The sequence below is a fragment of the Acinetobacter sp. NPDC052428 genome (genome assembly GCF_044547685.1).
Taxonomy (GTDB): Bacteria; Pseudomonadota; Gammaproteobacteria; order Pseudomonadales; family Moraxellaceae; genus Acinetobacter; species Acinetobacter lwoffii_G.
Window position 1 is genome coordinate 22446 of the sequence record NZ_JBIUAT010000007.1, and the last position, 21620, is coordinate 44065.

Annotated in this window: 16 protein-coding genes and 5 tRNA genes; 14 read left to right on the forward strand and 7 right to left on the reverse strand. The window is 43.5% G+C overall.

The annotated features are described in order from the left end of the window. Nucleotides 1–61: 61 nt before the first annotated feature. From ACIG3F_RS06495 to lldP, 5 genes are all read right to left on the reverse strand, one after another. The gene (locus tag ACIG3F_RS06495; RefSeq protein WP_396469637.1) at nt 62–415 is read right to left on the reverse strand and encodes a hypothetical protein; all 354 of its coding nucleotides are present in this window, start codon (nt 413–415) and stop codon (nt 62–64) included. A gap of 234 nt (nt 416–649) precedes the next feature. Beyond that, nucleotides 650–2344, reverse strand: coding sequence for a D-lactate dehydrogenase (gene dld, locus ACIG3F_RS06500; protein ID WP_396469638.1), 1695 nt, complete (start codon nt 2342–2344; stop codon nt 650–652). 156 nt (nt 2345–2500) lie between these two features. Beyond that, nucleotides 2501–3655 carry an FMN-dependent L-lactate dehydrogenase LldD gene (gene lldD / locus ACIG3F_RS06505; RefSeq protein ID WP_396469639.1) on the reverse strand — a complete coding sequence of 385 codons (1155 nt, stop codon included), beginning with the start codon at nt 3653–3655 and terminating at the stop codon, nt 2501–2503. Between the two features lie 3 nt (nt 3656–3658). Next, entirely contained in the window at nt 3659–4402 is a 744-nt protein-coding gene (lldR, locus tag ACIG3F_RS06510; protein ID WP_004893693.1) for a transcriptional regulator LldR, read from the reverse strand. Nucleotides 4403–4423: 21 nt separating this feature from the next. After that, complete coding sequence (gene lldP / locus ACIG3F_RS06515; RefSeq protein WP_396469640.1) at nt 4424–6085, reverse strand: L-lactate permease; 1662 nt, start codon at nt 6083–6085, stop codon at nt 4424–4426. A gap of 504 nt (nt 6086–6589) precedes the next feature. On the opposite strand from lldP, the gene argG reads away from it, so the two are divergent. Next, entirely contained in the window at nt 6590–7930 is a 1341-nt protein-coding gene (argG, locus tag ACIG3F_RS06520) for an argininosuccinate synthase (RefSeq protein WP_004279561.1), read from the forward strand. Nucleotides 7931–8013: 83 nt separating this feature from the next. Here the strand turns inward: argG and ACIG3F_RS06525 are convergent, their stop codons facing one another. Further along, complete coding sequence (locus ACIG3F_RS06525) at nt 8014–9285, reverse strand: GGDEF domain-containing protein (protein ID WP_396469641.1); 1272 nt, start codon at nt 9283–9285, stop codon at nt 8014–8016. A 152-nt stretch (nt 9286–9437) separates the two neighbouring features. Between ACIG3F_RS06525 and pyrC the strand changes: the two genes are divergently transcribed. From pyrC to ACIG3F_RS06590, 13 genes are all read left to right on the forward strand, one after another. After that, complete coding sequence (gene pyrC / locus ACIG3F_RS06530; RefSeq protein ID WP_396469642.1) at nt 9438–10472, forward strand: dihydroorotase; 1035 nt, start codon at nt 9438–9440, stop codon at nt 10470–10472. Continuing rightward, a complete protein-coding gene (gene rnt / locus ACIG3F_RS06535) occupies nt 10457–11116 on the forward strand; it encodes a ribonuclease T (protein WP_004279557.1) in 660 nt (219 codons plus the stop codon). The genes pyrC and rnt overlap by 16 nt, the downstream gene beginning before the upstream one ends. Before the next feature lie 20 nt (nt 11117–11136). Then, nucleotides 11137–11212 (forward strand) — tRNA-Glu (locus tag ACIG3F_RS06540). Nucleotides 11213–11374: 162 nt separating this feature from the next. Continuing rightward, the gene (locus ACIG3F_RS06545; protein WP_396469643.1) at nt 11375–13900 is read left to right on the forward strand and encodes a TonB-dependent receptor plug domain-containing protein; all 2526 of its coding nucleotides are present in this window, start codon (nt 11375–11377) and stop codon (nt 13898–13900) included. 81 nt (nt 13901–13981) lie between these two features. Beyond that, entirely contained in the window at nt 13982–14140 is a 159-nt protein-coding gene (locus ACIG3F_RS06550) for a hypothetical protein (RefSeq protein ID WP_253099028.1), read from the forward strand. 177 nt (nt 14141–14317) lie between these two features. Continuing rightward, nucleotides 14318–14393 (forward strand) — tRNA-Glu (locus tag ACIG3F_RS06555). A gap of 114 nt (nt 14394–14507) precedes the next feature. Next, nucleotides 14508–15920 (forward strand): amino acid permease, encoded by a 1413-nt coding sequence (locus tag ACIG3F_RS06560; RefSeq protein WP_005107442.1) that lies wholly within the window; start codon nt 14508–14510, stop codon nt 15918–15920. A gap of 87 nt (nt 15921–16007) precedes the next feature. Further along, the gene (locus ACIG3F_RS06565; protein WP_396469644.1) at nt 16008–16901 is read left to right on the forward strand and encodes an alpha/beta fold hydrolase; all 894 of its coding nucleotides are present in this window, start codon (nt 16008–16010) and stop codon (nt 16899–16901) included. A 245-nt stretch (nt 16902–17146) separates the two neighbouring features. After that, entirely contained in the window at nt 17147–18058 is a 912-nt protein-coding gene (locus ACIG3F_RS06570; RefSeq protein WP_396469645.1) for an alpha/beta hydrolase, read from the forward strand. 131 nt (nt 18059–18189) lie between these two features. Further along, nucleotides 18190–18265: transfer RNA gene (locus ACIG3F_RS06575), tRNA-Glu, on the forward strand. 24 nt (nt 18266–18289) lie between these two features. Beyond that, nucleotides 18290–18365: transfer RNA gene (locus tag ACIG3F_RS06580), tRNA-Glu, on the forward strand. 46 nt (nt 18366–18411) lie between these two features. Beyond that, a tRNA-Glu gene (locus ACIG3F_RS06585) sits at nt 18412–18487 on the forward strand. A gap of 308 nt (nt 18488–18795) precedes the next feature. Continuing rightward, nucleotides 18796–20217 (forward strand): iron-containing redox enzyme family protein, encoded by a 1422-nt coding sequence (locus ACIG3F_RS06590; protein ID WP_396469646.1) that lies wholly within the window; start codon nt 18796–18798, stop codon nt 20215–20217. Nucleotides 20218–20281: 64 nt separating this feature from the next. On the opposite strand, the gene ACIG3F_RS06595 is transcribed toward ACIG3F_RS06590, so the two are convergent. After that, nucleotides 20282–21526 carry an NADH:flavin oxidoreductase/NADH oxidase family protein gene (locus ACIG3F_RS06595; protein WP_148334381.1) on the reverse strand — a complete coding sequence of 415 codons (1245 nt, stop codon included), beginning with the start codon at nt 21524–21526 and terminating at the stop codon, nt 20282–20284. Nucleotides 21527–21620 lie beyond the last annotated feature (94 nt).

The window sequence follows — 21620 nt, forward strand, 5'->3', positions numbered from 1 at the left end:
TAGCGTGTTTTTTATTTTTGTTTATGGCATTTTCACAAAATTATTGCTTTCTCAGGTCAACTCAGGCCTCCCACTGTTTCGCCGAGCTTTTCCATAATGCAATTGCCCCCAGTACTGTTCCTACAGGAAAGCTCAACAGCATCAGCACCGCCATAATTCGGGAAAGTGTACGTCCCTCGCCCTGACCTTTCTTAACTTTCACAGCTGCCTGAATATTGAAATAGATCAATACCAGCATTAATAGAATGACAAGTCCCAGGCTGAGGGTTGAAGCGGTTCTTTGCTGAGATTCAAGATAAAGAAATACTGCGCCACTAAAGATCAACAGGCCGGCATAAATGCCATGCAATACAGACAAAGTCTGATTACGCTCATGTAGTCGTGGCAGCTGTGGCGGGGTGATACTTGAATTCATAAGAGACTCCTAAAAACTTGTTATTGTTGGTTTTATCGTATCAGGAACAGATAATGATCTCTACTTGGCATATTAAAACCCAAGACTGGATTTAAATCAGCAATTTTTCGATCTATTGCAAGATTCGTACAACCTGTATTTTTCCAATGTTTTATAGATAAAAAAATGCACTGCGAGCACTGCATGAGATAGGCCAGATCATATTTTTATTGTTGTTATTCCCAGTTTTTCTGCTTATTTCCAGTATTTCAGCTTTGAGCTATGCCCAATACCAACATTAAAACTATTGGTCGGGTCCAGCTTCTGGTAATGATTTTTTAATGCCGGTTTGGCAATGTAGAGATGCCCTACATTATGTTCAGCCGGATATTCCGCACCACGATCATCCAGCAGCTTCCACATGGCATGTTCCATTTTCAGCGGATTAACCCCTTTTTTCACGATATAATCCTGATGGAATACATGGCACAGGAAGTGACCATAATAAAGTTTATGTAAGATCTGCTCCTCCATTTCCTGTGGCAGGGTTTCTACCCATTGGCGGTCATTCCTACGCAGCGCAATATCCAGCGCCACAATATCTTCTACTTCACTTAAATGAGTATCACGATAACGAATTGCTGCACCTGCTACGGCAAAACGGTGCAGAAATGCCTTACGTCCTTCGTCTTCGGTGCAGAGAAAATAGTTCCCGTTAGGATGGGTCTTAAAGTAGCCTTCAAAGAAGGCCTGTACCTGTGCCACATCCTGATTTTCAATTCTGAGAATCAGATGATGCTCATACAGATCACGGTACTCATTCATGCGTTTTGGCAAATGTGATGGCAGCATTTTACTGATCATTTGCAGAATTTTGTCACTTAAGCCACGTAGCCCCATTTTCTGCAATATCCCATCAACCTTGTCTTTCATGGCAAATGCGGCAGGCACTTTGGTAGTACCAAATTTTTCAATGAACATAAACGTGTCTTTGCCATATTCCGCACCGATGTCATAAGCCGCACGGTGAATATATTCTCCGGCAATCGGCAGACGCGGCAGATCTTTGAGCAGAAAACGACGGATTTCCGTCAGGTCATCCTGAGCATTAGTACCGATATAAAACACCTGACTTGGAATCTTTTCAAAAGTATCTAGACGTACTGCAAAAACACACACCTTGCCCGCAGAACCAGAGGCTTCAAACAGACGGCTTGGATCTGCATTGAAACGTGCCGGAGTATCAGCATTGACCTGACGCACATCCTGACTATAACGATGATCGGAAGCACAGCGATGTTCCTGCTGCTGGATATCCTGCTCGTTATATTGTTTCTGTTCCAGATTTTTCAGGATCTCTTCCGGACTGTGACCCAGATGGATACCGAGATGATTCACCAGCTCCAGTTCGCCATGTTCATTGACACGCGCATATAATGCCAGTTCAGTATAGGCCGGCCCCCGGCGAACCAGGGCTCCACCGGAGTTATTGCACACACCACCCAGCACCGAAGCACCAATACAGGATGAACCAATCACCGAATGCGGTTCACGGTTAAATAGCACTAGCTGTTTTTCCAGTGCATCAAGTGTTGCACCCGGCAAACAGACAACCTGTTTGCCTTCCTGGATCACCTGAATACCTGTCAGACGGCGAGTACTCATCACAATCACTGGACGGTCATATTCACCAAACGGCGTTGAACCACCAGTTAAACCGGTATTGGCTGCCTGCATAATTACGATACAGTCTGCTGCAACAGCAATTTGCAATACTTGCCATTGTTCTAGTAATGAACCTGGAGTGACGACCGCAAACACCTCACCTGAACCATAACGCCGGCCCTGCCGATACAAACGAGTATCGTTATCGTCCGTCAACACATGTTGCTGGCCGACCACAGCGACCAGATTGTTTAAGGTCGCAGTAGTGTCAAATGAGTTTTGCATAGTAGAGCCCCGTTTCATTCTTATGGCTATCTTTTTATAAAATCGGCCATAAGCATGTTTTGGATTTTTAATCTTGAATAGATGAAATAGCAGCAATTCTGTTGTTACGAGTTGCTCTAGGATGACCACGATTTAGAGTGGTCATCCTGATTGGTTTTATTGTGAAAATTCGCGATCGAGCCTTACCAGACAATCCTGTGTAATGTCAGCAATGGTCTTGGCACCTGTTAAGGTCATGGCAACACGCATTTCCTTGTCGATCAGATCAAGAAGGTTGCTGACACCAGCCCCGCCTGCAGCACCCAATGCATAAACGAAGGCCCGACCGAGCATACAGGTGTCCGCACCCATTGCCAGCATACGCACCACATCCAGACCATTACGGATACCAGAGTCAACTAGGATTTTCAGTTCACCTTTTACCGCATCAGCAATTGGTGGCAAGGCACGTGTGGTAGATAACACACCATCTAACTGACGACCACCATGGTTGGATACTACAATGCCATCCGCACCGAAACGCACAGCATCTTTAGCATCTTCAGGATCCAGAATCCCTTTGATCACCATTGGACCATCCCAATAGTCACGGATCCACTCCAGATCTTTCCAGGAAATAGACGGATCAAAATTGGCACCCAACCAGCCGATATAATCTTCAAGGCCTGTCGGTTTACCGAGGTATTTCGAGATATTACCCAAGTCGTGTGGACGACCCATCAAGCCGACATTCCAGGCCCAGTGTGGATGCATGCAAGATTGCATATAACGGCGCATCGCTGCATTTGGTCCACTCATGCCAGAATGTGCATCACGGTAACGTGCACCCGGCACTGGCATATCCACGGTAAAGACCAGCGTTGAACAGCCAGCTGTCTTGGCACGTTCCAAGGCATTTTTCATAAAGCCACGGTCACGCAGTACATAGAGCTGGAACCACATTGGGCGCTGGATCGCTGGTGCCACTTCTTCAATTGGACACACAGATACCGTCGACAAAGTGAATGGAATCCCTTTTTGGTCTGCCGCAACTGCTGCCTGCACTTCCCCACGGCGTGCATACATACCGGTCAAGCCTACAGGTGACAAGGCCACCGGCATCGACAGGGTTTCATCAAATAATTTAGTTTCCAGATTTAGCGCTGACATGTCATTCAAGACACGTTGACGCAGCGCTACTTTTGATAAATCTTCTACATTGCGCTTCAGCGTGTATTCTGCATAAGCCCCACCATCAATATAATGAAACAGGAATGGTGGAAGACGACGTCGTGCGGCTTCACGGTAATCATTTGCAGAAGAGATAATCATAATTTAGATCCTGTTTAATCGGCTCATACGCTGCTGACGGGCTTCATCCTCATCAATCGTGCGTACTTGCTGAATGACAAACTCAATGTGTCCACAAACTGCCTGACGTGCAGCTTCTGGATCTTGACGCTCAATTGCGGCCATTACCTTAAAGTGCTGGTCCTGCAACTGATCAAAACGGTGGGCCTCGGAATAGACTTTGCGTCGTCCGAGTACCACATTAAATTGCAGCAGGTCGAACAGACTGCGCATCAACTGGATCAGCACCACATTATGCGATGCTTCGGCAATCGCAAGATGAAAACGGGCATCTGCGCGGGCTGCTTCATCGTCATCACCCAACAGCTGATAATGTGCAATCTGGTCATAACACTGTCTGATTTTTTTTATATCATCGGGTGTGGCGCGCTGTGCGGCATACCAGGCTGTACCGCCTTCCAGAATCAGACGAGACTCCTGAACATCAAAACGGTATTCAGGATCGACATCCATTAAGTCACTTAAAGGCTGCACAATATGATGCTGTGACCAGTGATTCGGCAGTTCCTGTAAATAAGTACCGGCACCAACACGGCTCACCAGCATGCCCTGGCTGACCAGATGTTGCAGCGCTTCTCGCAACGAAGAGCGCGACACGCCTAACTGCTCACATAATTTACGTTCTGCGGGCAAACGGTCCCCGACCTGCATATGATTTTTTTCAATCAGACTACGCAGACTTTGTACGACTTTATCAGAGACTTTCATTGCACCGCCCTCAGTATGGTGTTATGGAATCATCCATGGGAACACATAAGCTTGTAAGGTGATAATGATACCGATCATCACCGTGAAGGTGATACTGTGTTTTACGGTAAAGCGGAATAAATCCGATTCTTTACCAACGAGACCCACTGCGGCACAGGCAATTGCAATCGACTGTGGTGAAATCATTTTACCGGTTACACCACCGCTGGTATTCGCAGCCACCAGTAATACTTCAGGCACACCGATCTGCTGAGCCGTGGTTGCCTGTAAAGCCGAGAACAATGCGTTTGCTGAAGTATCAGACCCTGTCAGGAATACACCGACCCAACCCAGGAATGGAGAGAAGAACGTGAATGCTTGTCCTGTATGTGCCAAGGCTAATGCCAAGGTTGCCGATAAGCCTGAGTAATTGGCAATGAAAGCAAATGCCAATACCATACCAATTGAGTAAATCGGTGTTTTCAGCTCATTTACCGTTTCAGCAAAGGTTGCTACAGCTTCTTTCGGTTTCATTTTCAGGTAAATGATGGTGATGATTGCGGCGATCATGATCGCTGTACCCGTCGCCGACAACCAGTCAAATTTATAGATCGCGTCGTAGTCTTTCGCTTCCGCGACCACCGGCGGCAACTTTTGAATCATTTGATGCAGGAAAGGCACTTTAATGGAAATTACTAAATCACTTAAAGCCCCATCTTTGGCAAACAGATCTTTAAATGGCTTGATGCTCCATAAAGTTACCATGGCAGTCAGTACCGCAAATGGCGACCATGCTTTAATAATTTGACCGATGCTATATTTTTGCTGGCTTGCCAAAGCAATGTTGCTATCGCCCAGTTGTTCATTATCAAAACGGAAAATATGTTTTGGCTGCCAGAACTTGAGTAATACCGTTAAGCTCACCAAAGATGCAATCGCTGCAGTGATATCGGGTAATTCAGGACCCACATAGTTAGCAGTCAGGAACTGCGCCAGGGCAAAAGAACCACCACCGACTAAAATTGCAGGCCAGGTTTCTTTCACACCACGCCAGCCATCCATGATTGCCATAATCCACACCAGTACAATGGGTACCATGATTGGCAACTGACGTCCTACCATCTGGCTGATTTCCATGGTGTCTACGCCTGATACCTGACCAGCGACAATAATCGGAATTCCCATCGCACCAAAAGCCACAGGTGCAGTGTTCACAATCAGACATAAACCCGCGGCATACAGTGGTTTAAATCCAAGACCTACTAATAATGCAGCAGTAATCGCGACCGGGGCGCCAAAGCCTGCAGCACCTTCCAGGAAAGTACCAAAAGCGAAGCCGACCAATAGCATTTGTAAACGCTGGTCTTCGGTTAATGACAGGATCGATGAGCGAATAATATCAAATTGACCGGTCTTCACTGAAATCTTGTAAAGGAATACGGCGCCAATAATAATCCAGGCAATCGGCCATAAGCCGTAGAAGAACCCATAGACCATGGAAGCCAATGCCATAGTGACTGGCATTTTGTAGAGGAACATTGACACCAGAAATGCCAAAGCCACAGTAATCGTTCCTGCTACACTGCCCTTCATTCTGAAAACAGCAAGAGCAAGGAAAAAGAATACGATTGGAATAAGGGCGATCGCGCTGGAAATCCAGATATTTCCGATTGGATCGTAAATTTGTTGCCACTGTTGAAGCATTCTCTACTCCTTGAAATGCTTGTTTATTATTTCATTACAGGACATGTCCAAAAGATTATCGGTATGACCAATTTAACATTAAACAGACCAATATCGGTCTTTTAGGTAGCCAAAATTAATAAAATATTTAAAATACCGCAACAGTTAAATCATTAAAATATAATTGGTATGACCAATTTTTTATATTAAAAGATGGAGTTCAATATGAGCGAAAGCTAAGCAACATCCGGTATTTAACAGGTTGAAAGGAGCAAAGGTTGAGATAAAATGAAGCCTATAGAACTTTAGTCTTAGCCCGCTTTAAAACCCTGGATTTGGCTAATTCAAGGCCATTTGTGATGGCTCTCTTTGCATTAGATTGTTTATTTTTTTGTCTATTTTTTAGATTTTGCATTTTTTTTGCGAAAACTTGCCATTTGAAAGGTGTTACAATATCTGCATTCAAAATTCTCCTTGGCCACCAATATAAGTGGTGCCTATATTATTCTATCGTTAGGATTAACAATGTCTGATAATGCAACTATCTTACAGAATGTACCTGTAGGCAAAAAAGTTGGTATTGCCTTTTCTGGTGGTCTAGATACTTCTGCTGCTCTTTTGTGGATGAAACAAAAAGGCGCTGAACCTTATGCTTACACAGCTAACTTGGGTCAGCCAGACGAAGACGATTACGATGCGATTCCAAAAAAAGCTGAAGCTTATGGCGCAGTAAAAGCACGTTTAATCGACTGCCGTTTACAGCTTGCATTAGAAGGTATTGCTGCAATTCAATGTGGCGCGTTCCATATTTCTACAGGTGGTATGCCTTATTTCAACACGACGCCATTGGGTCGTGCAGTAACTGGCACCATGCTGGTTACAGCCATGAAAGAAGATGACGTTAACATCTGGGGTGACGGCTCTACTTATAAAGGTAACGACATTGAGCGTTTCTATCGTTATGGTTTGTTGACCAATCCTGCGCTTAAAATTTACAAGCCTTGGTTAGACCAAACTTTCATTGACGAGCTGGGCGGACGTGCAGAAATGTCACAGTTCCTGATCGACAATGGTTTTGACTATAAAATGTCAAAAGAAAAAGCTTATTCAACTGACTCAAACATGCTGGGTGCGACGCACGAAGCCAAAGATCTTGAATACCTGAATGCAGGCATCAAAATCGTTGAGCCAATCATGGGCGTTGCGTTCTGGAAAGATGACGTAGAAGTGAAAGCTGAAGAAGTATCGATTACTTTTGAAGAAGGCTTCCCGGTTGCGATTAACGGTCAACGCATTGAAGATCCAGTTGAATTTATTCTTGAAGCGAACCGCATCGGTGGCCGTCACGGTCTAGGTATGTCGGATCAAATCGAAAACCGTATCATCGAAGCGAAATCTCGCGGTATCTATGAAGCTCCGGGTATGGCGCTGCTTCACATTGCTTATGAGCGTCTGGTAACGGGTATTCATAACGAAGATACGATTGAACAATACCGTATTAACGGTCTACGTTTAGGTCGTTTGCTTTACCAAGGTCGCTGGTTCGATTCTCAAGCGCTTATGCTGCGTGAAACTGCACAGCGTTGGGTTGCTAAAGCAGTTACCGGTACTGTAACGATCGAATTGCGTCGTGGTAATGATTACACCATTATGAATACTGAATCTCCGAACCTCACTTATGAAGCTGAGCGTTTAACTATGGAGAAAGGTGATTCTATGTTCTCGCCGATGGATCGTATCGGTCAGTTGACTATGCGTAACCTGGATATCACGGATACACGTGCGAAACTGGGCATCTATACAGAAACTGGTTTACTGGCAGTTGGTTCAGCATCTGCAGTGCCACAACTGAAAGACAAAAACTAAGTTTTAGTCATTTATGTTGCATAAAAAACCGCTCTTGATGAGCGGTTTTTTATTGATGATTGTTTTATTCATTTTAATAATCTCTAGCCATTTGCAATATCTGAATTGACTGATCGAATAGACTGATAATAGATCTGATTTCGTCCCAGCTGTTTGGCACGATAGAGCGCCTGATCCGCAATCCCCAACAAGGCATCTTTATCAATATCTTCTTCACCACGATAGACGGTAATACCTAAGCTGATGGTGACATGCTGGGCAACCAAAGATTTATCATGGGGTATTTCCAGACGGTCAATCGCCTTAAAAATATTTGAAGCCACCGCATAAGCACCATGCGCATCTGTTTCTGGCAAGAGCACTACAAACTCCTCCCCACCATAACGCGCGACAAAATCCATATGACGAATGGCATTCTTGATGGTTTTGGCAATAGTCGAAATGACATCATCACCTTTCTGATGCCCATAAAAATCGTTGTAATTCTTAAAGAAATCCACATCGATAAACAGAATCGCTAATGCCGTTTCTTCACGGCGTGCACTTTCGAAATGCACTTGCAGCGTCTCATCAAAAGTCCGTCGATTGGAAATTTTGGTCAGTTCATCGTACTGACTCAAATGTAATAATTCGTTGGTATGAATACGCTGGATCTGCTCACTGATTCTGGCGCGAATGCTATAGAGAAAAATCACACGTTCACGGGCAAAAATCATATGGCTAATCACATAACCCAGCAAGCAACTTCCAATTAAAATCCGGCCAAAAACCATAGGATTAAATTCAACTGACAGACCGAACAATACAATAATGGTGGTTGCGGCGGCGAGCAGTCCGGTGACCAGCATCTGAATCGGCTTAATACCGGTCAGAACATAACCCAGGATATATACGATCGTGACTATCGCCATGGATTGATGCTGCAAGGCATCAGTTTTAATCGACATGGTGATACATGAAATTGACACCTGTACCCAGAATACCAACAGCATCGAAGCCTGAGGAAAAAAGCGCTTGATCTTGGGTAAGCACGAGAACATATAAAAGATAATTAGCGACACGCCGCCATTGAGCAAGCCCAACATACACAGGACAAAATCATGTACGAAATATTCTTTGCTGATGCTCCAGTAATCTGTGGGAATCATCACCACCAAAAAAAGGAAATAGGCTAGTACTCCAGCCCACACATATTTTTCGACATGTTTGCGGGCGCGTTCCAGATTTTTGGTCCAGAATTCTTGTTCCAGATTTTGAGGGAAGACCGGGCCTACACGCTGGCTTTGCCGTGTAATCAGTTGTTCTATGTCTTCTTTATCATCTTGCAATTTCGCTAGATTGTACTTGTATTCCATTGCCAAGTATTTATGTAATTTTTTTATTAATTTTAAAATAACATACTTTTTAAAATTAATTTATACATATCCCTTATTTTGTAGCGCTTTCTCGTTACCATTTTTACTATAGATGGATTATCATTTGTTTTATTTGTTCGACTGAATTTGCCTTGAATACGATTACGATTCTCCAGCCAGATGATTGGCACGTTCACCTGCGTGATGGTTTAGCACTTCAACGTACCGTTCCCGATTTAGCCAAGCAGTTTTCTCGCGCCATTTGCATGCCAAATCTGGTGCCACCCGTTAAAACTGTCGAAGAAGCCAATGCCTACCGTGAACGTATCATGGCACATGTGCCTGAAGGGGTAAATTTCGACCCGCGTATGGTGCTTTATTTCACTGACAACACCCCGGCAAGCGAAGTTAAAAAGATCAAAGAATCTGCGCATGTCAATGCCATCAAGCTCTATCCTGCGGGTGCGACCACCAACTCCGATAGTGGTGTGAGCGATATGAGCAAAGTCTACGGCGTAATTGAACAGCTTGAAGAACACCAAGTGCCTTTATTGCTACATGGTGAAGTGACGCATAATCATGTCGATATTTTTGACCGTGAAAAGCGTTTCCTGGATGAAGTGCTGGCACCATTACTTAGACAGTTTCCAAAGCTGAAACTGGTACTCGAACATATTACCACCAGCGAAGCCGCAAACTTTGTACTTGAGCAAGACCGCAATGTCGCTGCAACTATTACGCCACAACATTTATTGTTTAACCGCAACGACATGCTGGTCGGTGGAATCAAGCCGCATTTCTACTGCTTGCCGATTTTAAAACGTCAAACGCATCAGCAAACCTTGCTGGAAGTCGCAACCAGCGGTAATCCTAAATTTTTCTTGGGAACAGATAGCGCGCCGCATTCAAAAAATGCAAAAGAAAATGCGTGTGGCTGTGCAGGATGTTATAGTGCGCCAACTGCTATTGAGCTGTATGCTCAGGCATTTGATCAAGTGGGTAAAATTGAACGCCTGGAAGGTTTTGCCAGCCACTTTGGTGCAGACTTCTATGGCCTGCCACGTAATACCAGCACTATTACCCTGGTTAGAGAAGATCAAGTAATCCCTGAAAGTTTAGACTATCTGGATGGTGAACAGATTATTCCGTTATATGCGGGTAAAACCATTCAATGGAGAAAAGTGTGACAAATGAAACGCTCCCAATCATTGGTCAACGTTTTCGTGGATTCTTACCTGTAGTTGTCGATGTCGAGACTGCAGGTTTTAATGCGCAGACTGATGCATTGCTGGAAATTGCGGCCATTCCGATTGTTTACAATGAGGAAGGTCAATTTGTGCCGGGTCAAGCTTACCATGCACATATCAATCCTTTCGAAGGGGCAAACCTCGACCGACGTTCGCTGGAGTTTATTGGGATCGATCCTTCTAATCCAATGCGAATTGCGATGGCCGAAGATGAGAAAACTGCGCTTAAGCGTATTTTTAAATCTGTGAATGAAGTGCGTCGCCAGCAAAACTGTACCCATGCGGTTTTAGTCGGACACAATGCACATTTCGATTTAGGTTTTCTTCAGGCCGCGATTGCGCGTACCGGAACCAAAAACCAGAACCCGTTTCATAGTTTTTCTGTCTTCGATACAGTGACTTTAAGTGCGGTGATGTTTGGTCAGACCGTACTGGCGAAGTCCTGTATCCAAGCTGGAATCGAGTTTGATGGTAAAGAAGCCCATTCTGCATTATATGATACGCAGAAGACCGCTGAACTGTTTTGCTATATTTTAAACAAACTCGCACCTCACCTGCTTGACACTCTGGTGGCGGATCAATAAGATACCGCCATCTTCTAAACGTCCCTATCGTCTAGAGGCCTAGGACATCGCCCTTTCACGGCGGTAACCGGGGTTCGAATCCCCGTAGGGACGCCATCTATTTTTTCTCTTCTTTATATTTTTTTATCAGCATCTTAAGCTGCTCAAGTCTTACACTTTTATCAATTAATTAATGAAAATAATTCTCATTACTATTGATTGCCTTCTTAAATTTAATGATAATCACTTCCATTATCTTTCGCATATTCAACCCTTCTCATGCATTTTGCTTATTCCCCACTTTCTATTGCAGTTTTAACAGCTTTATCAACATCTAGTTTTGCAAAAGAATCGAATTATCAAGAGCCTGTTCTCAATGAAACAACGATTAAGTTCAACACAATTATTATCGAAGCTCAGCAAGAAAATGAAGTTGGAAAAACCATTTATTCAAAAGAAGATTTAGAAAAGACGCCGAATAGCTCAAAGAACATTACCGATTTTTTAAAAGTGAATCCGAATGTGCAGTTTAGTCAATCACAGTTAGCAGCAGGCTCACAAGGTGAAATTAAACCTGCCGAAATCTCTATAAATGGCGCACAAACCTTCCAAAACAATTTTATTGTGAATGGTGTTTCCAACAACTTACGTATTAATCCAGCAAATTCAAACATAAATACATTTCAAGATATTGGGACTGGCGCACAAGCTATGGCAGTGAACACTGACCTACTTTGTGAGCTTGAAGTATTAGATAGCAATGTGTCTGCCGCTTATGGTCAATTCACAGGTGGGGTTGTAAATGCTAAAACATGTGCACCGCAAACAGAGATAGGTAAAATTCACGGTTCTATCACTTACGATTACACTGAAAGTGATTGGGCTCGCTACAACTCAATTTCACCTTTAGAAAAAAGTAAATTTGAAGAACCTACAGATGACTACCAAAAGGAATATACCAAACAAGGTCTAAGCACCAATATTTATGGGAAGCTCTCGAATGATTGGGGCTTTAATGCTTATGCTTCTCAAAGAGAGTCCATTATTCCAGTCAAAAGTGGCTTTGAAACACCTAAAACAATTGATCAAGAACGACATATCTCAAATCTTGGTGCAACATTATTTTATACACCAAACGCCTCAACCAAAGCGAAGTTTGGTTTCGATTATGGTTTGCTCGATAGCTTAAGTTATGTGGACAGCAATCGTGATTCAGGTAGTACTACTGAAACCGAAACACTTACTCTGTTCTCGGAACTTGAACATCGCTTCAACTTAGGTACTCTCGTACACAAACTTAATTTCCAAAACTCAGCGACACAACGTATTGCTGACAATAACTACAGTATGCATTGGTACTATGCCGAAGGAAGTAAAGATTGGAATAATACCGATGTTGTTCGAGAAGGCGCCATCATGGGAGAAATAGAACAACATCAAGACGTTCTCTCTTACGACCTACAAGCCAATATAGACCTATTTAAACTTGGTCAATCCCAACACAACATGACTCTAGGTGCGGGTTATAGCCATGCTCATGTTGAGTGGAAACGAGCCGAGGATGTTTTACTCGCGACAAAGACCCATTTAAAAGAACTTGGTAAAGATACTACCTGCCTTCAAAGTGACCTATATTGTGATGATAAACTAACGATAAATGGTTGGAATGGACAATATATCGCTGGTGGCACTCTGTACAAAGCTGGTGATATTCAAGCCCAGCAAGATCGCCTAAATATATTTATTGAAGACAATATTCAATGGAATGATCAAATTTCAACACGCTTTGGTGTTCGTGCTGATTATGACTCTTTAAGTAGTAATATCAATATTGCCCCTCGTAGTCGTTTCTCTTACAAACCCTTTAGTAATGATCAATTGCATTTATCCGCTGGGTGGAATCGCTACTATGGTCAGCAAACGTTAGGTACAGAACTGAATGAAATTCAAAATGATTTGCTCTACAAACTGTCACGTGAAAACCCACATGCACCTTGGGTAGAAACACAAACTACACTATCCAGCGGTGCGCGTAGTTCAGCGCTCAATACCCCTTTCAGTGACGAGACTGTTTTAGGCCTGAATACACAAATCCAGAATTGGGATCTAGGGCTAAAATGGGTCAATCGTAAATATCAGGATGAAATATCAAAAACTAAAGTTACTCCTTTAGAGGGTTCAAAATTCTTCTACGAATATAACAATGATGGAAGTGGCAAAGCTGACATCTACACCTTAATACTTAAAAATCGTCAACCGATCGCTCTGGGGGATAGCCAACATTTATTTGCCTTGGGATTTGACTACAGTGAAGTCTTCCGCACTTATGTAGATTACACTTCAGCCTATGATCAAGCCATTCAAGATGAATGGGTCTCTTATGATGGTCAAATTATCCGTTGGTCAGACCGCCCTGCCCCAAACTTTAACCAACCATGGACCGCACGAGTAAACTGGGATATTGCATTCGATACACTGCCTGTACGTATTTCAAACTTCTTTAGCTATAAAGACAGTTACGATGATATGGTTGCAGTCTCCGATAAAAATGACAAAGTCGAGTATGAAGGTGAACTGCTTGACACTTATTTAGCCTCTGAAATTAAACCCAAATTTACATGGGATATGCGCACCACCTATGACTGGGAAATTTCAAAAGATTTAAGGGCAATTTTTGGTTTAACCATTAACAACGTAACCAACCGCGTGAATACCTATACAACAGGCTCGACCTCAAATGATAGACCACGTGTGATGACTGAAATTGGCCGCCAATTTATTGCGGATGTTACTTTTAAATTCTAGAGCCTGAATAGGTACATGCTGCTGCTCTTTTAGATTTGCTTAGGCTATAATCAGACTAATTTTAAGATTTGAAATTTTTCCATGCTCAAGAAATTCCTGCTTGTTTTACTTATTTTGGCACCTTCGGCACTGTATCTCTATATCGTCAACCGTGATGACAATAAAACTGCGCAGACTGAGGCAGTGACAACGCCTGCTGAAAATCCCCAGCCTAAACAATATCAAACTCCAGATCACTAATTTTGAGTGATCTTTTCAAATATTTATTTTTTATAGTCTTGAAATTTGTTCAGAAAATAACATCTTAATAAAATAAAGTTTTTGTTTTGCCTAATGTTTAAACTGTTAAATGAATTTTAGCAAAAACCCTTTTGACAAACCCCTGCTTAATCCTTAATATACGCATCACCTCGCAACGTCCCTATCGTCTAGAGGCCTAGGACATCGCCCTTTCACGGCGGTAACCGGGGTTCGAATCCCCGTAGGGACGCCATCTATTGATCTCATACGATCAGACCTTATTCGAAATTACCATTATTCGATTGCAGATTTGTAGTTTTTCACTACAATAGCTCGCTTCATTCCTTTGAAGTATTTCTTATTTCCTATGCACTCATCTCCGAATGATGCTACGCATCAGGGCAATTCTGCGCCTTTAAAACGCGCTATGAGTACTCGACATCTGGTCATGATTTCGCTTGGTGGCGCAATCGGAACAGGCCTATTCTTAGGGTCGGGTGAAGTCATTGCACAAACGGGGCCTGTAGGTGCCATTCTCGCTTATCTCCTAGGCGGTATTATCGCGTACATGGTAATGCTATGTTTGGGCGAACTTGCCGTTCATATGCCAGAATCTGGTTCATTTGGTGCTTATGCCAAACGTTATATTGGACCAGGCACAGGCTATACCATCACCTGGTTATACTGGCTGACGTGGTCGGTCACTCTCGGAACTGAATTTACTGCAGCGGCCTTGCTGATGCAGGAATGGTTCCCGGATATTTCCATGTGGTTATGGACCATTATCTTTGGTGTATTCGTATTTAGTCTTAATATGATTTCTACCCGCTGGTTTGCCGAATCCGAATTCTGGCTAGCACTGGTGAAAGTGGTCACGGTTGTTGCTTTTATTCTTTTAGGTCTATTGGCCATCTTTGGTGTTCTGGGCTATCAAGGCTATGAAGCTGCGCCTTTATTTACCAATCTGACTGCACAGGGCTGGTTCCCTGAAGGTCTGTTCCCGATTTTTGCTACGATGCTGATCGTGAACTTTGCCTTCTCTGGTACCGAGCTGATTGGTGTGGCTGCTGGTGAAACTGAAGATCCTGCAAAAAATGTCCCGAAAGCGATTAATACTGCGATTTTCCGCTTATTAATTTTCTTTGTAGGTACGATTATCGTGGTGACCGCATTACTTCCGCATCAGGAAGCAGGCTTAGCCGCTGAAGGCGTAAGTAGCAGTCCATTCGTAACCGTATTCCAGCACATTGGTATCCCATATGCTGAAGACATCATCCGCTTTGTAATTATCACTGCATTATTGTCTGCTGCCAACTCAGGTCTATTTGCTGCTTCTCGTATGATGTGGTCATTGTCATACAGCAAACAGTTGCCTGCCGTATTCTCAAGACTGAATGCTCGCGGTGTACCGTATATTGCAGTTATGGTGACTATGCTGGGTGCATTGCCAGGTTTATTGTCTGAACAGTTTGCGCCAGAGACGATCTTTACCAACTTGCTGGGCGTTGCAGCGTTTACCATGGTGGTGGTCTGGATGAGTATCTGCTTAAGCCAGTTCAACTTCCGTCGTCAATGGTATAAACAGGGTCATACGGCAAAAGAACTGGGCTTTGCTGCACCATTGTTCCCGATTGTGCCAATCCTGGGCTTTGTGTTCTGTTTTATTACCTGTATCAGTATGGTCTTTGATCCATCAATGCGTATCAGCTTCGTAGGCTGTCTGCTATTTATTGCAGCGTGTTATGCAAGTTATTATGCCTTTTATCACAACAAGTCTTAATCATCAGTTTTAAAAGAGCGGCTCCGGCCGCTCTTTTTTTTGTCTATACTATACTGATTGTATATTGTGCAACCTAATGGTGCATCAATGAAAATTGTGTTTATTCACGGCATGAACAAGCAACAGTATACGGCTACTTCATTGCGTCAACATTGGCTGCATCTTCTCAAAACAGGCCTTCGGAAAAACCCACAACAGCAAGCCCGTTTTACTTATTTAAAGCGGCATATCCGTATCCCTTTTTATGGCGATTTACTTTCTCGGCATCATTTTCATAATGTCTTAAATGCCAGCACCTTGATGCCGCAACAGTGGCCGCATTTCCCTTTTTTACATCCCGCACAGCTGCAACCGGCACCGCCACCAGACCAGTGCACCTATCAAATTTGTGACGTCCCGCAGCTAAATCTTGATGATGCCCTGAATTTCAATCAGAAACTGAAATTCATTACAGCATTAAGCAAAGATATCGCTTTGCGGGATTTTGCAGTACTCATCAATTATTTTCCCAGCTTACACGCCAGCTTTTTGCATAAGTTTTTGCTGGAAACTTATCTTTATTTGGCCAACCCACATTTTATGCAGGAAGTTCACCGCCGCATTCATAATCAACTCTATAGCAGCAGGCCACAGATTCTGGTGGCACATTCGCTCGGCAGCGTGATTGCCTATAATTATTTGATTCAGCATCCGGAGCTGAATATCAAGCGTTTTATTACTCTCGGATCACCGTTGGCATTTCGGGTCATCCAGGCTCATCTGCCGCAACCGATTGTACGACCTGCTGCAATTTCAGGCGACTGGATAAATTTCTATTGTAGCGATGACTTTCTGACTGCTTTTCCACTATCAGAACCACCCTTCCAGCTTCAGCCAGCGATTATTAATCAGGAGATTCATACCTCCATCTATCATCCGCATGATATTGATGGTTATATTCAGCATCCGGACGTCATTAAAGCGCTCCTGGAATTACTATAAGACTCACGCCAAACTCTAAATTCAACTTTTACCCTTCTATTCATATTCTTCTTCTATTCAGTGAAATCTTTCATCCGGACCTACCAATTTGCTGCTTTTTCTGCCTTTTTTATAAATATACAGATGTCTGTTAATAATTGTTTTATCAAAGATAATTTACACATTAACGCCACAAAAAGTGTAGCTTGGCTTGCCGCAATTTTCTCTATACTGTGAATATATAGATCGACCTCCGTGAGGTATCGATGAAAGTTATTTTTATTCATGGAATGAACCAGCAACATCATAGTGCTGCATCGATCCGCCAGCGCTGGCTACATATACTTCAAAAAGGCATTCGCAAACACCGTCATGATGCCAGATTCAGTTATTTACGACGTCATATTCACATTCCATTTTATGGAGACTTGCTTTCACACTACAACGTCCGCAACATCCTGAATGCTGGCACCTTGATGCCCCAGCAATGGCCCAGCTTTCGTTTCCGTCAACCTGTCCATCCTCAACTTCCTGCACCAGTTCCACGTCCTGGCTGGCGCAAGCCCGTGATTTCCGATCTCCCCCAGCTTCATCTGAATGAGCCGATGGATTTCAAACAGAAATTCAAATTTATTACTACGCTAAGCAAAAATGTTGCACTGCGAGACTTTGTATTATTGCTGAATTATTTTCCCAGTTTGCATCGGAGCCTGCTTCAAAAATTTCTGATTGAAACCTATCTGTATCTCGACAATCCTGCTTTCATGAAGGAAGTTCATGAACGGATTGCCCGGCAATTGAATGGTCGCAAACCTTGTATTGTGATTGCTCATTCTCTGGGCAGTGTGATTGCCTATAATTATCTTATTCAGCATCCTGGACTGAATGTACAGCGTTTTATTACCCTCGGATCGCCATTAGCCTTCCAGGTGATCCAGTCACATTTACCGCAACCCATTGTCCGACCTGCTGCAATTACAGGCGACTGGATAAATTTCTATTCAACTGATGATTTTCTTACCGCCTTTCCTCTTACACAACCGCCATTTCAGTTTCAACCCGCCATTATTAACCACGGCATTCGTACCCATATTCACCGCCCGCATGACATTACCGGCTATTTACTGCATCCGCAGGTGGTAGAAGCAATTCTGGAATTGCTTAAAAATCCAGCTTAAACCATGTAATTTTCAAGTATTTCCACAAGATTGTTTTAAATTTACGCACTCAATCCAGAAAATCATTTTTTTTATGGAAATGCGTTTGACACCCCCCTGTTTTCACCCTATTATACGCCCACCTCTGAAACGTCCCTATCGTCTAGAGGCCTAGGACATCGCCCTTTCACGGCGGTAACCGGGGTTCGAATCCCCGTAGGGACGCCAATTTTCAGAAGTACATTTTATTAAGTCCCTATCGTCTAGAGGCCTAGGACATCGCCCTTTCACGGCGGTAACCGGGGTTCGAATCCCCGTAGGGACGCCATTACTTCAAGCTAAAAGTAGCGGTTTTAAAATTTATCTTCTGTACTGTCCCTATCGTCTAGAGGCCTAGGACATCGCCCTTTCACGGCGGTAACCGGGGTTCGAATCCCCGTAGGGACGCCATATTCGAGATGGCAACATCTCAACAAAAAGCCCGAGCATTGCGACTCGGGCTTTTTTTTATCTTGCAAATTTTATTTCTCGAATCTTTAAACCCTGTTTTTATCATTCGTTCAAATCTAGCTCTCTTTCTGGGGGGTGCCATCCCATTCTTAATTTTACAATTTGTATTGTTTTAACATTTCTATGCATAGAAATATCCGTTCATTTTCATTTAAAGCAATACACCAATAAATTAGAACAAAAATTCAACACCCTGCTTTTAGAGGGCACGTTAAGGTAAATCAAGAGAAATCTGCAAGGATCAGATTATGTTCGTCAGCACAGAGCTAAGTTTACCTTTATCGCCAAATAAAAATCATAATTATCAAATTAAAAGCTTTAAGGATTGGGTCGACTTTTTTCAAGATACTGAAATTTCGACATATACCAAAACCGAAAAAGCCGACTCTTATTTGAGTGATCTGATTAAAAATTTAAATATTGATACTCTCGGATGGTTGGATCAGCCTGCACAGGTTGAACAGCATCTTTTAGAACAACATCATCAGGTTTGTGCGACTTTCCAGACCTATGTCAATCGCCGGAAACAGCAACAGCCCCGGGAATATTTTCCGACGGTTTCTCATGCTTTCGAATTCCTGGCGAAAGTTGCACCGGTTAAACTGGTCGATGGTGCTTGGTTGTATTCAACCGTGCCAAACTGTAATCAGCCCGAGTTGAAAGATTTGATTTACATCTATCTCGAAGAGCTTGGTTTAGGGCATCCGCGTGCCAATCATGTCACCATGTATCAGGACCTGTTGAGTCATTATGAGCTGAACAGTTATGCCGAGCATTTGGATGACAGTTACTACGAACAGGCTGCCGTACAGCTCGCACTGGCTTATGCCCCGGCCAAATACCTACCTTTGGTCATTGGCTTTAATCTCGGCTATGAACAGTTACCGCTGCATCTGTTAATCACCAATTATGAACTGGCTGAACTGGGTATCGATCCACATTATTTCAATGTGCACATTACTATTGATAATGCTCACAATGGTCATGCGCAGAAATCCCTGCAAGCATTTATCCAGCATTTTAATCATGCAGAAAACCCGGAAACTTATCTGGAGCTGATTAAAAAAGGCTATGTCCTGAATGACATCGGCAAAAGTTCTTCTCAGATTATTAAGGAACTGGACATTGAACAGATGGCTTTAAAAGTGTTCCAGAATAAAGCGCTGATTGGTCAATATATTCATAATCAGAAATGCCAGTTTAGTGGCAAGACCATCAATGACTGGTTATCCGATCCTGCCCAGATTGCCGAGTTTTTGCAGGTGATGATTGAAAAAGGCTGGATTGTGAAAGATGCACAAGTGGAACAAAGTCGCTTCTGGAAAATGATCGATCATCCGGAAGGTAAAATGTTTGGGGTCTTTAATGCGACCGAAAAACAGATTATTAAAGACTGGATTCAGGGCGCAGGCTTGGCAACTCGCCTGTCCTCACGTAGTGCAACCCCATCACAGGCAAAAATTGAACCTGCAATGAGCCGTATGGACCAGCAGCGCTTGAATCAGTTAAAAAGTCGCTTCATGCGCTGTGAAGGTGCGGAACAGAAAATTGATTTACTGATTCCTTATACTGCACCGCATATGCATCATACTGAAATTGGTTTATGGGCGACTCGTCAGTTAAGCCAGTTATTATTTCCTTTTCAGACCCAGGCGATGCATTATTCCTAAAGCACCCCTAAGTGCCAGAAATTAAAAAACCGGACATTTGCAGTGTCCGGTTTTTTAATAAAGATTAAGCCGATTTTCGCGAGTTTAATTGTCCCTTGATCACCGCTTTGACATTGCCTTTCAGATACTGCAAAAAGACCTTTAGTGGTGACAGCTTTGGATTAGGCTGCTTGCCTTTGGCAATTTCTTTAAACTGCGCGGCATACCAGATGATTTCCATAATCGCCATTTTGTCGACCATTGGAATACCGGTTTTAATTTTCTCAACCGCATAACGTACATCATGCCCTGCAACCAGACGATTGCCCAAGTCAGGTTCTACCGCAAAGGGACGTGCAATCCCGACAAAATCACAAGCACCACTGTCAAGCGCGGCATTCATGCCTTCAACAGTTCGGAATCCACCAGTGACCATGATATGGCACTTCACTTCCTGACGGATTTTTTCGGCAAAATCGAGGAAATAGGCTTCACGAGCAATGGTCGAGGCCTTGCGCTTGTCTGCTTTCACGCCGGCCATCGCAGGTGCTTCATAGCTACCACCTGACACTTCAATGATATCAATGCCTGCAGCGTCCATCGCCTTAAAGACATAAATGACATCTTCTTCGCTAATACCGCCACGCTGGAAATCAGCTGAATTCAGCTTGACTGAAATAATAAAATTTTCCGAAGTCGCAGCACGAACAGCCTGATAGGTTTGCAGCAAGAAACGGGTACGATTCTCAATACTACCACCCCATTGATCCTGACGCTTATTGGTCAGCGGTGACAGAAACTGGCTAATCAGATAACCATGTGCCCCATGCAACTGCACCCCCTCAAATCCTGCTTTTTCACAGATAGCAGCCGAAGTGGCAAAGCGCTGGATAATATCCAGGATTTCATCTTCACGCAGTTCCCGCGGGGTTCCAAAGCTCATTGCCAAAGCCGGACTAAATGGGACTGCGGACGGTGCAACCGTTTCTTGATTCAGGCCCTTGGGACACTGGCGGCCCGGATGCGACAACTGGACCAATTGTACCATGCCATGCTGTTTGCCTACGTCGGCCCAGACTTTAAGCTGCGCCAGATCGCGTTCTGTTTCTACCACTACGACGCCCGGTTCATTCTTGGCACGATAATCCACCATGACATTACCCGTAATAGCACAACCCAAGCCACCTTCGGCCCATGCTTCATACAACTTGAAATGCGCCTGATTGGGTTGGCCGGCATCATTGGCCAGTGCTTCACTCATGGCACCTTTGATGATGCGGTTTTTAAAAGTGGTATTGCGAATTTGAATGGAATCGGCCAATTGAGTCATGATCTGTCCTGATACGTTACTTTTATTTTGTACTCGTTTATAACGTAAGCCAGAACAATTGACAATCAGTCTTGTCAAATTTACACAATTTTTA